The organism is Methylomonas stagni, assembly GCF_050154735.1.
GTDB lineage: Bacteria > Pseudomonadota > Gammaproteobacteria > Methylococcales > Methylomonadaceae > Methylomonas > Methylomonas koyamae_A.
Map to the genome: position 1 here is coordinate 1,117,742 of NZ_CP189557.1, position 14,830 is coordinate 1,132,571.

General features: G+C 56.8%; 10 protein-coding genes and 1 pseudogene. 7 read left to right on the forward strand and 4 right to left on the reverse strand.

All coding sequences use genetic code 11. The annotated features are described in order from the left end of the window. Positions 1-316 precede the first annotated feature (316 nt). The gene (locus tag ACP4CD_RS05285) at positions 317-3,043 is read left to right on the forward strand and encodes an ATP-binding protein (RefSeq protein WP_426993835.1); all 2,727 of its coding nucleotides are present in this window, start codon (positions 317-319) and stop codon (positions 3,041-3,043) included. Beyond that, positions 3,040-5,181 carry a putative bifunctional diguanylate cyclase/phosphodiesterase gene (locus ACP4CD_RS05290; protein WP_426993836.1) on the forward strand — a complete coding sequence of 714 codons (2,142 nt, stop codon included), beginning with the start codon at positions 3,040-3,042 and terminating at the stop codon, positions 5,179-5,181. Before ACP4CD_RS05285 ends, ACP4CD_RS05290 begins: the two co-directional genes overlap by 4 nt. Positions 5,182-5,183: 2 nt before the next feature. On the opposite strand, the gene ACP4CD_RS05295 is transcribed toward ACP4CD_RS05290, so the two are convergent. Beyond that, a complete protein-coding gene (locus ACP4CD_RS05295) occupies positions 5,184-6,017 on the reverse strand; it encodes a PHP domain-containing protein (protein ID WP_426993837.1) in 834 nt (277 codons plus the stop codon). Then, positions 6,014-7,810, reverse strand: a complete 1,797-nt coding sequence (locus ACP4CD_RS05300) for an ABC transporter ATP-binding protein (RefSeq protein WP_071156919.1) — start codon at positions 7,808-7,810, stop codon at positions 6,014-6,016. Before ACP4CD_RS05300 ends, ACP4CD_RS05295 begins: the two co-directional genes overlap by 4 nt. A 45-nt stretch (positions 7,811-7,855) precedes the next feature. Between ACP4CD_RS05300 and ACP4CD_RS05305 the strand changes: the two genes are divergently transcribed. The 5 genes from ACP4CD_RS05305 (at position 7,856) to galE (ending at position 13,640) form a co-directional block, all read left to right on the forward strand. Further along, on the forward strand, positions 7,856-9,808 hold the full coding sequence (locus tag ACP4CD_RS05305; RefSeq protein ID WP_426993838.1) for a transglycosylase SLT domain-containing protein: 1,953 nt from the start codon (positions 7,856-7,858) through the stop codon (positions 9,806-9,808). A 77-nt stretch (positions 9,809-9,885) separates the two neighbouring features. After that, positions 9,886-10,401 carry a 3-hydroxyacyl-[acyl-carrier-protein] dehydratase FabA gene (gene fabA / locus ACP4CD_RS05310; RefSeq protein ID WP_064027660.1) on the forward strand — a complete coding sequence of 172 codons (516 nt, stop codon included), beginning with the start codon at positions 9,886-9,888 and terminating at the stop codon, positions 10,399-10,401. Positions 10,402-10,414: 13 nt separating this feature from the next. Next, positions 10,415-11,635 carry a beta-ketoacyl-ACP synthase I gene (gene fabB / locus ACP4CD_RS05315; protein ID WP_426993839.1) on the forward strand — a complete coding sequence of 407 codons (1,221 nt, stop codon included), beginning with the start codon at positions 10,415-10,417 and terminating at the stop codon, positions 11,633-11,635. Between the two features lie 46 nt (positions 11,636-11,681). Further along, the gene (ttcA, locus tag ACP4CD_RS05320; RefSeq protein ID WP_426993840.1) at positions 11,682-12,575 is read left to right on the forward strand and encodes a tRNA 2-thiocytidine(32) synthetase TtcA; all 894 of its coding nucleotides are present in this window, start codon (positions 11,682-11,684) and stop codon (positions 12,573-12,575) included. 18 nt (positions 12,576-12,593) lie between these two features. After that, a complete protein-coding gene (galE, locus tag ACP4CD_RS05325; RefSeq protein WP_426993841.1) occupies positions 12,594-13,640 on the forward strand; it encodes a UDP-glucose 4-epimerase GalE in 1,047 nt (348 codons plus the stop codon). Here galE and ACP4CD_RS05330 read toward each other — a convergent pair. Then, the gene (locus ACP4CD_RS05330; RefSeq protein ID WP_426994658.1) at positions 13,631-14,107 is read right to left on the reverse strand and encodes a GGDEF domain-containing protein; all 477 of its coding nucleotides are present in this window, start codon (positions 14,105-14,107) and stop codon (positions 13,631-13,633) included. The genes galE and ACP4CD_RS05330 overlap by 10 nt on opposite strands. Positions 14,108-14,265: 158 nt before the next feature. Further along, positions 14,266-14,700: pseudogene (locus ACP4CD_RS05335) on the reverse strand (GAF domain-containing protein); the annotation flags it as partial. Positions 14,701-14,830: the final 130 nt, after the last annotated feature.

Consider the following 14,830-nt stretch of genomic DNA (forward strand, 5'->3'; position numbering starts at 1 on the left):
CATTACCGAGAATCCGACAAAATACCATCGCGCGAACGGCTCGATTCGTTTGTGCTTGTGCAAGCGGGGCCGTTGCTGGAACGCCTAGCCCTCACGCTACGCGGATCGCGCTATCGGGCACCATCCGCCGTTTTGCTGGCGGATTCACAAAATAAAGCTATATTGGTAATCTTTAGACTAAAGTACGCCGTGCTAAGACCCGTGAAAGAGTCGCGAGCAAGGCCTAGGACAGCCTAACCAAAACGATAGAGTATGTGACGAACGCCTATTCGGCGACGGTTGACCGGCTTAATTCCACGAGGAGGCTTGGCGGACCATGGCGCGACGCAAACTGCCCGATTTGCCGATGAAGCAAAAGCTTTTGTACTTGCAGGAGCTGACCGTGGCGCTGGCCTTGCTGTTTACGTTACCGATCACCAGTCTGACGCAAATTCATCAGGAGCGGAGCCGTTTGGAAACCGAAACCCGTTCATTGAGCACCATGGTGGGTTTTAGTGCCAGCGCCGCGCTGTTGTTCGACGACGTTAAGACCGCGAACGGCGTGCTGGCGACCTTGCGCGGTAAACCGGAGATCTTGTCGGCGCAACTCTATAGCAGGGAAGGCTTGTTGTTCGCGCAATATCCCTCAAGCGATACGACACCGGATGTCCCGCGCGACTTGAGCGACGCGCGCTTGGAAATCGCGAGCAACGGCTGGCGACTGACCGAACAAGTCTTGATATACCCGGTTAGCGGCGAGGGTCCCGAAATCATCGGACATCTGCGAATGGCCGTCGATTTACGGCCGATGTGGCGGACGGTGTTAATCAATATGGCGCAACTGTTCGGCGCGTTGCTGACCGCGGTGGTGCTCGCGGTATTATTCGGCCGTAATTTGGCCAAATCGATCGCCGCGCCGCTAACCGCCTTGTCGTCGTTGGCGCGCAAGGTTTCGCAAGATAACGACTACATGGTGCGGGCCGGCGGCGGCGGAGACGACGAGGTCGGCCAATTGGTCGCCAGCTTCAATTCGATGATAGAACGCCTGCAACAACGGGACGCCGAGTTGGCCAAGCAACGCGAAAATCTAGAAAGGCAAGTCGATCTGCGTACCGTCGACTTGCGCCGAGCCGTCGCGGAGGCGCAGGCCGCCAACGTCGCTAAGTCACAGTTTCTAGCGACGATGAGCCACGAAATCCGCACGCCGATGAACGGTGTATTGGGCATGACCGAATTATTGTTGGGAACCCGGCTGGACGACACTCAACGCCAATATGCGGAAACCGTATTCAGCTCCGCGGAATCGCTATTGACCATTATTAACGATATTCTCGATTTTTCGAAAATCGAAGCCGGCAAATTGCAACTGGAAACCATCGATTTCAGCCTCTACGAACTCATCGAGCAACTGTCGGCGTTGTTCTGGGAGCGGGCGCGCGCCAAGCATATCGAGCTGGATTGCAGAATCGACGCCAGCGTCGCCGACGCGGTCCGAGGCGATCCGCACCGTTTGCGGCAAATTCTGACTAACTTGTTGTCGAACGCCATCAAATTCACCGAACGCGGCTCGGTGGGTTTGTACGTCTCGGCGGCGGAAGCCGATCCGGCCGCACCGGAACGGCGGCTACCCTTGGTGTTTCGGGTGGTCGATAGCGGCATCGGTATCGCCGAAGAAATCTTGCCTAAGCTGTTCAAGCCCTTCAACCAAGCCGACGGATCGACCACCCGCAAATACGGCGGTACCGGCCTGGGATTGGCCATCTGCAAGGAATTGTCCAGTTTGATGGACGGGCGGATCGAAGTGCGCAGCCAGTTGGGCGTCGGCTCGCAGTTCACGGTCTATTTGCCGCTCGCCCCGGCCGGCGCTCTCCTGCCGCCGGTCAACGTCGACCCGATTTTGCGGGGACGACGCGCGCTAGTGGTTGCCAACGGCCAGCTGGACATTGAATGCTTGTGCTTGGAACTCTCAGAACTCGGCGTGCATTTCAAGCTCGCCGCAAACGAAGCATCGGCCCTGCTACGGCTGGAAGAGGGTGCGAAATCCGGCATCTATTACGATTTCATTTTGTTCGACGCGGCGACCTTGGACGTCGGCGTGTTAAACGAACGTCTTCAAACCTTGCCGCGCCTAGCCTCGATTCGCGCCGTCGAAATCAGTGGCGCCAGCGGCCCCGACCCTAAACGACCGCCGCCGGACTGGCCGGTTTTATACCAGCCGATTCAGCGCCAAGCGCTCAGGGAAGTATTATTGCTGGGAGTAGACGGTAAACCCAGCATCGCCGACTTGGTGGCAGTCCGTTGCGATCGGCGACGAATATTGTTGGCGGAGGATAATCCGGTCAATCAAAAAGTCGCCAAGGCCATGCTCGATCAATTGGGGTATCGGGTCAGAATTGCCGATAACGGCAAGTCCGCGCTGCACATTTACGAATCCGAACCGATAGACTTAATCTTGATGGACTGTATGATGCCGGAGATGGACGGCTATTCGGCCGCCCGGCTAATTCGAGACAGCGAACGCCAACAAGGCGGCACGCGAATTCCGATCATCGCGCTGACCGCCAACGCCATGGAGGGCGATCAGCAAAAATGTCTGGACGCCGGCATGGACGACTACGTCAGCAAGCCGTTTTTACAGCAAGCGCTGGCGAGTAAAATCGGCCGCTTTCTACCGCATTCCGGCAACAACGAATCACCGGCCCGTCCGCCCATCGACAAGGACCTGGACAAATTGGACAACAACGCCCTGGACACTTTACGGCAGATCGGCGGCGACCAGTTGGTCACGGAAGTCGTCGACCTGTTCCGTCAGAATGCGCTCGAACAAATCGACTTAATCGCCACCGGACTACGCGAGCAAAACCCCCAAGCCGTGCGTTTCGCCGCGCACGCGTTGAAGTCGGCGGCCGCGAATATCGGCGCGCGAGGCTTGTCCGAACAAGCGAAAGCCATCGAGCATGCGGCCCGCGACAATACGCTGGATTTCGACGACCGGCTTGCCCTGACCTTGCAAAACAGCTATAAACGAGTGCTTGCAAAGCTTGCTAATCTGGATCCCGAATGACCTCCCCGCCATCCTCCCGTAGTCTGATATTAGTCATCGACGACGACGACATGATACGTCTGATGTTGACGAACATCCTGGACCGGGAGGGCTTCGCGGTGATCGGCGCCAGCGACGGCGAAACCGGTTTGGAGCGTTTGGCGGCGGACCAACCCGATCTGGTGTTGTTAGACGTGATGATGCCCGGCATTAGCGGCTTCGACTGCCTGCAAAGCATTCGCGCCCAGCCTGAAAAACGCTTGCTGCCGATCGTCATGCTGACCGGCGTCGACGATCTGGAGTCGGTCAATCGCGCGTTTCAGCTTGGCGCCACCGATTTCGTCGCTAAACCCATCAGCTGGGCCACCCTCCCGCACCGTTTGCGTTATCTGCTGCGCTCATCCGCAGCCTTGGCCCAACTGGCCAAAAGCGAGGCGGAACTGCGTAAGGCGCAGAAAATCGCCCAGCTGGGTAGTTGGGAATGGTGGGTCGATACCGACAAAATGATCTGGTCGCGCGAAGTGTTCAATTTACTTGGCGTCTCTCCCGAGCACTTTCAGGCTAGTTGTCAAGACTTGTACGCGGCGGTGCATCCCAGCGAAGTGGGGATCTTGCGGCAGGCCATCGACCTGTGCTTGAAAAATCGCCGCCAATTTCGGCTCGACCTCCCGGTTGTCCACCGCGACGGCGGGGAGCGTATCGTTCACATCCAGGGCGAATTGATCGTCGACGGCGAATCGGCGACCCGGATACAAGGCACGCTGCAAGACATTACCGAGCGCCGCCATATCGAGGAAAGAGTCAGATTTTTATCGTACTACGACCCGTTGACCGGACTTCCGAACCGGGCACTATTTCGGGAAATTCTGGCCGAGGCGATGGCGCAATGCAATCATCAAAATAGCCGGATTACGACCTTGTTCGTTTGCATAGACCGCTTCAGCCGCATCAATGAAACATTGGGCCCAAGAGCCGGCGATCACGTCTTGAAAATGTTTGCCGACCGCTTGGTCGCCGAAGTTCGCGACAGCCACGGCAAGGGAGGCGGCGCCTTTGGCGGCGAATCCACCGTGTCGCGTTTAGGCGGAAATGAGTTCACGATATTGCTTAAACACGCCGACGACGATCAAACCGGCGTGCGCGTGGCCCGCCAAATTCTCAGAACCCTGGAACCCGCCTTCCAAATCGACGCGATCGAGTTATTCCTGGGCATCAACATCGGCATCGCGGTTTATCCGGGCGACGGTAGCGACGAAGACGCTTACATTAAAAACGGCGAGTTCGCGATGCACCATGCCCGCGAACAAGGCCAAAACACCTATCAATATTTCAGCAAATCGTTGAATGCGGTCGCGTTCCAGAAACTGGCCATGGAAAACAGCTTGCGGCGGGCGCTGGACCGGGACGAATTGCTGTTGTTTTATCAAGCCAAGATCGATATGCATCGTCAGCGCGTGGTTGGCGGCGAAGCCTTGATCCGTTGGCGCCATCCGGATCTGGCACTGGTCGCGCCGTCGCAGTTCATTCCCATCGCCGAAGAATCCGGGCTGATCGTGCCTATCAGCAATTGGGTGCTGGAAACGGTGTGCCTGCAAATCCGCGAATGGCAAGATCGTGGCATTAGTCCGGCCATGGTGATATCCGCTAACGTCTCGGCCAATCAATTGCATCAACCGGGCTTTGTCGGCCATGTCCGCAACGCCTTGACCCAGGCCGGCATCGCACCGGAATGCTTGAAACTGGAATTGACCGAAAGCATGTTGCTCGACCATGTCGATGAAGCGCTGGTCACGTTGCGCGAATTGCGCGCGTTGGGGGTGAAGACCAGCATCGATGACTTCGGCACCGGCTATTCGTCGTTGTCGTATTTGAAAAAATTGCCGATCTCGGAATTGAAAATCGACCGCTGCTTCGTCCGCGACTTGCCGGATAACGAAGACGACGTAGCCATTACAACCGCGATATTGGCGCTAGCCCGGGCCTTAAGCCTGGATGTGATTGCCGAGGGCGTCGAGAATCAAGCGCAGGCCGAATTTCTGATGGCCGGCGGTTGCCATATTGCCCAGGGTTTTTTGTATCACAAGCCGGCCCCGGCCGACGAGTTCTTCGATTTCGTCGCCCATTTCAACCAAGCGACGCTGTCTAACAGCGGGCGATAACCCTAGAACAATTCCCAAATCGGCTGGGCGCCGACCGGCAGCGGCGCCAAGCGGCCCAGTTCCAAGTATTGGTTTTCGGGGGCATGAAAATCGGAACCGATCGACGCGCGTAACTGATGCTTGGTGGCCAATTCTTGACTGAAGCGAATATCGTCGCCGCTGGCCCGCCCGGTGACCACTTCGACGCCCTGCCCGCCCGCCACTTTGAATGCCGCCAACGCTTTATTGATCCATTTATTGCTCAATTTGTAGCGCAACGGGTGCGCCAGTACCGCCAAACCGCCGGCGGCGTTTATCCAACCGATAACTTCGGCTAACCCGGCCCATTGCGTGGCGACATAGGCCGGTTTGCCCTTGCTCAAGTAATAGTCGAAAGCGTCCTGTTGAGTCCTGGCGCGGCCCACCCCGACCAAAAAATCGGCGAAATGCAAGCGGGTAATTTCGCCGCCGCGCGCCGCCCGCGCGACTGCCTGAAAAGCACCGTCTATGCCTTTTCTAGCCAATTTATCGGCGATTTTCCTGGCCCGCTCGACACGCAAATCCTGCTGTCTGGCAACGCCGTCGACCAGCACTGGGTGGCTTGGATCGATATTCAATCCGACCACGTGCAAACAATGGCTTTCGAAACTCGCCGACAATTCGATACCTGGAATCAAGCGCAGGCCCAATTCCGCCGCGACAACCCGCGCCTCGGCCAAACCGGCTGTCGTATCGTGATCGGTCAACGCCAAGGCGGTAACGCCGCGGGCATGCGCCCGGCGTACTAACTGGCCCGGCGTCAATACGCCATCCGAAGCATTGGAGTGACTATGCAAATCGTAGATGGCGGCGCTCATTGGTAGTCGCCGTAAAGCTTGGCGTACAACCCGTTTTGCTGAATCAAGACATCGTGCTTGCCCTGCTCGCAAATTTTGCCTTGCTCGAAGACGTATACGTGGTCGGCTTGTTTTACCGCGCTCAGCCGGTGAGCGATAATCAGTGTGGTGCGGCCCTCCAAAAACTCCGCTAAGGCTTGATGCAACTTGAATTCGGTCTCGGTATCCAGCGCCGAGGTGGCCTCGTCCAGAATGACGACCGCCGGATTACTGACGATCATCCGGGCAATGGCCAGACGCTGGCGTTGCCCGCCGGACAAACGCATGCCTTGTCGACCGACCACGGTGTGCAGGCCAAGCGGCTGCTCGCGCACCGCGTCCGCTAGTTGCGCCATCGATAAGGCCCGCCACAGGTCGCTATCGGCGACGTCGCGGCCCAAGGTCAGATTGGCCCTTATCGTATCGTTGAGCAAGGCCGGATGCTGTAATACCGTGGCGACATGCTCGCGCACCACATCCAAACCAATCCGATTCAGCGGAACGCCGTCAAAATAAATCATTCCTCGGCCGGGCGGATACAAGCCGATCAAAGTCTGCGCCAACGTGGATTTGCCGCCGCCGCTGGCACCGACCAATGCGATTTTCTCGCCGGCCGGTATGTCCAGGTTGATGCCGTTCAAAACCGGCTCGTCGCGGTAGCTGAAGTGTAAATCGCGCACGCCGACCGACACCGTTTTCCGACCGGCAAACGGATTCTCGGCGTGCGGATAATCGGGTTCCCGCTGCAAGTGGGTCAATTGGTTAACCCGTGCCAAAGCCGCCTTCGCGGCGTAAAACGATTGCTGTATGCTCAAAATCTCCTGCACCGGCGCCATCATGAACCACAGGTAGCCAAACACAGCCAGCATTTCGCCAATACTGAGGTTGGAATACAGCACCATCAGCATCGCGGTGGCGCGAAAAATATCGAAGCCGAACAAAAATGTCAGAAAGCTAAGGCGAATCGCCGCATCGCTTTTCCAGGCGAATACCGTCGAGTGGTTCTTAACCGCCTCGGCACTGGCGACCAACTGCCGGCAATAATGCGCCTCTCGGTTGCTGGCGCGTATCTGGTGTATCGCATCCAAGGTTTCGCTCAAGGCTTGCTGAAACACCGCATAGGCTTTGTTTTCGTTCGCTTTCAGATCCTTCACCTTCGAGCCGATAGCCTTGGCTAGGTAGATCACCAGCGGGTTCAAAAAGATGATGAACAAGCCCAACTGCCAGTGCATCCACAGTAAAATCAACGCGGTGCCGAATACTGTCAATACCGCCACCAACAACTTGCTGATCGTCGTGCCGATAAAAGTATCCAGCGTATCCAGGTCGGTCACCATGTGGGCGCTGACCGTGCCGCTGCCCAGGCTCTCGTATTCCGACATCGACACTCGCTGCAAATGGCCGACCAGGCCCTCGCGTATCCGAAAAATCACATCCTTGGCGATATTGGAAAATTGCCGGGTTTGAATAATGTTCAATACCAACGCGAACAGTCGCATCAACAAGCTGACCAGCAAGATCACGCCGATGTAGAAAATCGGCACCCGCCACTCTGTTGGAATCAATGGGTCCAGAGTATTGAGTACCGTACCGGGATGATGTAATAGCACTTCATCCACTAGCAGCGGCATCAACAGCGGCACCGGTACGCTGGCGACCGTCGCCAGCAAGGCGATGATATGACCGGTCACCAATTGCTTTTTGTGTTGCAGTGCGATGCGATAGATATAATGCCAGGAATACTCCTGAGGTGTTACGGCTTGGGGTGCGTTCAAGGGAATATGACTAAATCCGGTGGCTTAATAGCAAATTATAATAGCGTGGCGATCTTTACTGAACACTTGTTATTTCCGCGCGGCTTTTCGCGATTTCTAAGGACATTGGGTACGGTCCTCTGGCTGACGGCGGCCGGTTGTTGCGTCGCTGCTCAGCCCGCTTCGTCCCAGCGCACGGCTTTCCTGCAAGCCGAACGCGCTGTCGCCGAGAATCGGCTTGGCGATTATCAACGGCTGAGCGCCGAATTGACCGATTATCCGTTACTGCCTTATTTGCGCTACCTTTGGGCTAAATCGCATCTGGACGACGATCAGGCCGTACGTCGATTTCTCGACACTTATGCCAATACCCGCTACGCGGCGCCATTACGCACCAAATGGCTGATACAACTTGGCAAGCGGCAACGCTGGTCGGAGTTATTAAGCCAATACCGCGGCGCTGAAGACCCCGAACTGCAATGCTACGCCGGCCTGGCCTATTTACAGTCAGGCCGGACCGACGAAGCGTTTGGAATAGCCAGACCGCTTTGGCTGAGCGGCGGCGAGCCGGCGGAACCCTGCATAAGCTTGTTTTCGACGTACCAGGCCTCGCCTTATTTCAACCGAGACCTGCTGTGGCTGCGCTTCAAGGCGGCTCTGAAACGAGGCAATATTGGGCTGGCTCAGCGCTTGCTGCCGGCATTCGCGGAAGACGAACTCAGGCTGGCGAATCTATGGCTAGACTTGCAACGCCACCCCGAGCGCCTCGCCAATACAGTGGCCTGGCGCGAATATCCGGCCGAAACCCGCGCCGAGTGCTTGGTTTTCGCCACGGTGCTTTGGCTCGAACAAGACCTGGACGCCGCGCTGATGTTCTGGGATCGCGAAAAAGCGGGCTTGCCGATTCCGGCCGAATCCAGCCAGCGAGTGGAAAAACAAATCGGGTTGGCGCTGGCTACGCAACGCGACCGCCGCGCCTATGCCCGATTGGCGGCGCTAGACGATAGCGACGACTCGATCCGCGAATGGCGGGTGCGTGCCGCGTTGCAACACCAGTCCTGGCCGGAGGTCGATCTGGCATTGTCTCGATTGAACAACGAAGAACGAAACCAGGACAAATGGCAATATTGGTTGGCGCGCAGCCAGGAACTATCCGGACTGCGCGAACCGGCTTTGAGCCTTTACCGGCAAATTGCCGAACATCGCAGTTACTACGGTTTTCTGGCGGCCGGCAAGCTCGGACGGACGGTGAAGCTGGTCGACAAGCCGCTGGCCGTTCCGGAGTCGGAGCTGGAAGACTTGCAATCGCGCTCGGAATTTTTGGAAGTTTCCGAGTTTTTAGCCTTGGATCGACCATTGGAAGCTAAGCGACAATGGGGCTTCGCCATCGCCAAACTCGATAAACCGCGCTTGGCGGCCGCCGCCAAGTTGGCGCAGCGCTGGGGCTGGTCGGCGCAAGCGATCGCCACGGTTGCCAAGGCTAACGAATGGGACGACATTGGACTGCGCTTCCCCATCGCTTACGCCGACAGTGTGAGGCAAGCCGCCGGCGCCCGCCAATTGGCGCCGGCGCTGATCTTCGGGCTGATCCGCCAGGAAAGCGCCTTCGACCCGCAGGCCGACTCGCCGGCCGGGGCGAAGGGTTTGATGCAAATCATGCCGAACACCGGCCAGGAAATCGCGAAAAACCTGGGGGAGCCCTGGAGCGGCGGAAACGACCTGCTTAAACCGGATACTAACATCCAATTCGGCGCCTGGCACTTCAAGCAGTTGCTGGACCGTTTTGATCACCACCCGGCTCTGGCCGCCGCGGCGTACAACGCCGGCGCTAATCGAGTGAAGCGCTGGCTGCCGAGCGATAAACCGCTGCCGGCCGATATTTGGGTGGAGACCATCCCCTACAAGGAGACCCGCGGCTACGTGGCATCGGTGTTGATGTATAGTCTGATCTACCGGGAACGCCTGAACGCCGAGACACCTCGTTCGGAGGATTTGATGCGTGACGTGAGGCCTGGATGAAATTTAGGGCTGATTTTTTAGGCTAATTATTGGATAATGTCGGGTGTTTTGAACCCAATTTATCAGGTAAGTATTGAATGGAGAAGCCGCACAGTTTTACGCGCGAAGAATTGTTGATGTCCGGTCGGGGCGAGCTCTACGGCCCGGAAAACGCGCAGCTACCGCTTCCCAATATGCTGATGATGGATCGAATTGTCCACATCTCCGACGAAGGCGGTAAATATGGCAAGGGCGAAATCATTGCCGAATTGGACATTACCCCCGATCTTTGGTTTTTTGCCTGTCATTTTCAAGGTGACCCGGTGATGCCCGGCTGCCTGGGTTTAGATGCGATGTGGCAATTGGTTGGCTTTTATTTGTGTTGGATGGGCGGACCAGGTAAAGGTCGGGCGTTAGGCTGCGGCGAAGTCAAGTTCACCGGCCAAGTCTTGCCCAGCGCGAAAAAAGTCACTTATAAAATCGATTTGAAACGGGTGATCTTGCGCAAACTGGTCATGGGCATTGCCGACGCGGTGATGGAAGTCGACGGCAAGCAAATTTATGAAGCCACCGACCTGAGAGTCGGTCTGTTTACCTCCACCCAGGATTTCTGAAGAAGGTCTAGCCATGAGACGAGCAGTAGTAACCGGTCTGGGCATCGTTTCCAGCATTGGCAATAATCGCGACGAAGTGGTCGAGTCGCTCCGCCAGGGGCGTTCCGGCATTGGTTTTTGCGAAGATTATCGTGAACTGGGCTTTCGCAGCCAAATCCACGGTCCGATCAAGATCAACCTCGACGAAGCGATAGACCGCAAAGTCAAACGCTTCATGGGCGATGGTGCGGCTTACAATTATTTGGCGATGGAACAAGCCATTGCCGACTCCGGTCTGGCCGACGACGAAGTGTCCAATGTCCGCACCGGTCTGGTGATGGGTTCCGGCGGACCGTCTACGTCTAACTTGGTCGATGCGGCCGACATACTACGCTCCAAGGGCGTCAAGAAAGTCGGTCCCTATATGGTGACTCGCGCGATGTCCAGCACGAATACCGCCTGTCTGGCCACGCCGTTCAAAATCAAGGGCGTCAATTACACGATCAGCTCAGCCTGCGCGACCAGCGCCCACTGTATCGGTCATGCGATGGAGTTGATCCAACTCGGCAAGCAAGACGTTGTATTCGCCGGCGGCGGCGAGGAGTTGCATTGGTCTATGTCGGTCTTGTTCGACGCGATGGGCGCGCTATCCTCCAAATACAACGATACGCCGGAAAGCGCGTCTAGACCTTACGACGAAACCCGCGACGGCTTCGTGATTTCCGGCGGCGGCGGCGTACTGGTTGTCGAAGAACTGGAACATGCCAAGGCGCGCGGCGCGAAAATTTACGCGGAACTGGTCGGCTACGGCGCCACGTCCGACGGTTACGACATGGTGCAGCCGTCCGGCGAAGGCGCGGTGCGCTGCATGCAAATGGCGTTGGCGACCGTTGACGGCAATATCGACTACATCAATGCGCACGGCACCAGTACGCCGGTGGGCGATACCCGCGAACTGGAAGCGATGCGCGCGGTGTTCGGCGCCGATTCGGTGCCGCCGGTGAGTTCCACCAAATCACTGACCGGCCATGCCTTGGGCGCGGCCGGCGTCAATGAAGCCATTTATTCGTTGCTGATGATGCAGGAACGTTTCTTGAGCGCATCTGCCAACATTACCCAACTCGACCCTGGCGCGGCGGGCATTCCCATCGTTCGCGAATACTGGGACAACGTCAGCTTGAACACCGTGATGTCCAATAGTTTCGGCTTCGGCGGCACCAATGCCACGCTGATCTTCCAACGTTTCAACGGCTAAATCCTTAAGCGGCTGAAGCCTTGCTTTAGCCGCTCGCCTAGCGCCCATGTCCGATTCCAGCCAAAAATCCCGTACCCAATTCAACAAACTGCAGAAGCGTTTGCGCCGTAGCGTCGGCGAGGCTATCGCCGACTTCAATATGATCGAGCATGGCGACAAAGTCATGGTTTGCCTGTCCGGCGGCAAGGACTCCTACACGATGCTGGACATTCTGCTGAACTTACAAAAGACCGCGCCGGTGGATTTCGACATACTGGCCGTCAATTTGGATCAAAAGCAGCCCGGTTTTCCGGAGCACGTATTGCCGGAATACCTGAGCTCTATCGGCGTGCCGTTTCATATCATCGAGCACGATACCTACAGCATCGTCAAACGCATCATTCCGGAAGGCCAAACCACCTGCAGTCTGTGTTCAAGGCTGCGGCGAGGCACACTGTACGGCTTTGCCAGAGAACATCGGGTCACCAAAATCGCGCTGGGTCACCACCGAGACGACATCGTCGAAACCTTCTTCCTGAATTTGTTTTATGCAGGCAAACTGAAGGCAATGCCGCCGAAATTGCTCAGCGACGACAAACAGAACATCGTGATTCGGCCGTTAGCCTACTGCCGGGAAAAAGACATCAATCGCTTCGCGGCCTTCAAGCAATTTCCGATCATTCCGTGTAATTTGTGCGGCTCGCAGGAAAACCTGCAACGCAAAGCCATGAAGGTGATGCTGAACGGTTGGGATAAGCAGTTTCCGGGTCGTATCGAAACCATTTTCGCCGGGCTGCAAAATATCGCGCCGTCGCAAATGCTCGACGCCGGCCTATTCGACTTTGCCGGCCTGACCCGCGATACTAACCCACTGCCGGCCGCTAGCGCTTGCGGCGACGTTGGCACCGACCAATCGGCCGTCGTTGCCTACGGCGCCGGACTGGACATACTCGAACGTTAACCCAACGGAAATCCGGACATGAACCCAACCATTTTGGTCACCGGCGGCGCTGGATATATCGGCAGCCATACTTGCGTCGAGCTGTTACACGCAGGATTCGATATTGTCGTCGTCGACAATCTTAGCAACAGCAAAATCGAAGCCATTCGCCGGGTAGAACGTATCACCGGCAAAACAATAGCTTTTCATCAAGCCGACATTACCGACAAAGCGGCGTTGCAAGCCATCATGGCCCAGCACAACATTGCCGCCGTCGTGCATTTCGCGGGACTGAAAGCGGTCGGCGAATCCTGCCAGATGCCGCTGAACTACTATCACAACAATATTTACGGCACCTTGGTACTGCTGGAGACGATGGCGGAGTTCGGGATCAAACGCCTGGTGTTCAGCTCTTCGGCCACCGTTTACGGCGATCCGCACAGCGTGCCTATTCTGGAACATTTTCCGCTGCAAGCCACCAACCCTTACGGCCGCACCAAGCTGTTTATCGAAGAAATCCTGCGCGACCTTAGCCAGTCCGATCCGCTAAGCCATAGCGCCACACCTTGGCAAATCACGATATTGCGCTACTTCAACCCGATCGGCGCGCACGCCAGCGGGCTCATCGGCGAAGACCCGAACGGCATCCCCAATAATTTGATGCCCTTCCTGTCGCAAGTCGCGATCGGCAAATTACCGATGCTGTCGGTATTCGGCAACGACTATTCGACGCCGGACGGCACCGGCGTCCGCGACTACATCCACGTGGTCGATTTGGCGGTCGGCCACATCAAGGCCTTGGAATACCTTCTAAAACAGGATGCCAAGGATAGCGTGTGCGACGCCATCAATCTCGGCACCGGTAACGGTTACAGCGTCTTACAGATGATCGAAACCTTTATTGAAGTCACCGGACAAGCCGTACCCTACCGTATTGCGCCGCGCCGGCCCGGCGACGTGGCGGCCTGTTACGCGGACCCCGGCCTGGCCGCCGAAAAAATTGGCTGGAAGGCCGAGCGAGAGTTGGCCCGGATGCTGGCCGATACCTGGCATTGGCAAACACAAAACCCCAACGGTTACGACTGAACAGCCCTCGGCTCCAGCACCAACCCGGCGTTTTCAACCCGGTTTCTGCCGCTACGCTTGGCCTCGTACAAGGCTACATCCGCCGCTTGCACCAGTTCCAGCGCGATTTGAGGCACCGCCAATTTCCTGCTGAGGTTAGGGTGGTAGGTGGCGGCACCGATCGAGATTGTGACCGGAATAACTTGATCGGCGTATTTGATCGTCAAATCGGAAATGCCGATGCGGATCCGCTCGGCAATCTCACCGTTCATCGTTTCGTCAGCCTGCGACAACAGTGCGACGAATTCTTCGCCGCCGTATCGGACCAATACATCGTTGCTACGTAGCTGCCGTTTGATAGTACACGCCACCAACGAGAGTACTTGATCGCCGGCTTGATGACCGAAGCCGTCGTTAATTCGTTTGAAATAGTCGATATCCAGAAACAGACAGGACAGGGGTTCACGGCTGCGTTGACTTCGGTCAATTCCTCGACGATGCGCTGTTCCAGAAAGCGCCGGTTATTGACGCCGGTCAGCGGGTCTATCAGGCTGGTGCGACGCATTGTCTCGACATTCAAGTTGTTTTCGAGACAAATCCCGATCACGGATGCAATGTGCTCGATAAAATCGGTCGCCATGCCGTTGATAAAACGGTCGCGCTGGTGACTGCCCAAATTTAATGAACCCAGAATTTTGCCGCGGCGGATTAGCGGGATGATCACAACCGAAGCCGGCTGTTTCTCGACGCCTGGAAAGAAGCGGCTCCAGCGCTCATCGCGATGGATACCCACCAATGGCTGGCCGGCCGTACCGAAACTTTGTAGAAATACCCCGTCTTGCTCCAACAGCACCAAATCGGGCCGCTCGCGAAACGCATAGTGATCTGCCTCGAGACAACTGGCAATTTCGCCTTGGGCGTCGATCAAGGACAAGCAAACCGCATCGAGATTAAAAAACAAGCGGGTCTCGTCTATGATGAATTCAATCATCTCCGCCAGGGTGTTCAGCGCCAACAAACGCATTTCGAAAGCCTGCAGGCGCTTCAGAGTCAGACTGTTATGTTGAACGCGATTCAGCATGCCATCCAAATGGCTCTCCAGCACCGACAATTCAGCTGTTATATCTTCTTCCAATCTTGCCCCCACCGCGCGCGACGACCCAGCCGATAATCCTAGCAGGGTTTGTCGAAAATGCGCGGGCCTGACACAC

Excerpts from the sequence above, each read along its gene's own strand:
- fabA (WP_064027660.1), top strand. The coding sequence starts at position 9,886 with ATGGAGAAGCCGCACAGTTTTACGCGCGAAGAATTGTTGATGTCCGGT.
- galE (WP_426993841.1), top strand. The coding sequence starts at position 12,594 with ATGAACCCAACCATTTTGGTCACCGGCGGCGCTGGATATATCGGCAGC.
- fabB (WP_426993839.1), top strand. The coding sequence starts at position 10,415 with ATGAGACGAGCAGTAGTAACCGGTCTGGGCATCGTTTCCAGCATTGGC.
- ACP4CD_RS05285 (WP_426993835.1), top strand. The coding sequence starts at position 317 with ATGGCGCGACGCAAACTGCCCGATTTGCCGATGAAGCAAAAGCTTTTG.
- ACP4CD_RS05295 (WP_426993837.1), bottom strand. The coding sequence starts at position 6,017 with ATGAGCGCCGCCATCTACGATTTGCATAGTCACTCCAATGCTTCGGAT.
- ttcA (WP_426993840.1), top strand. The coding sequence starts at position 11,682 with ATGTCCGATTCCAGCCAAAAATCCCGTACCCAATTCAACAAACTGCAG.
- ACP4CD_RS05290 (WP_426993836.1), top strand. The coding sequence starts at position 3,040 with ATGACCTCCCCGCCATCCTCCCGTAGTCTGATATTAGTCATCGACGAC.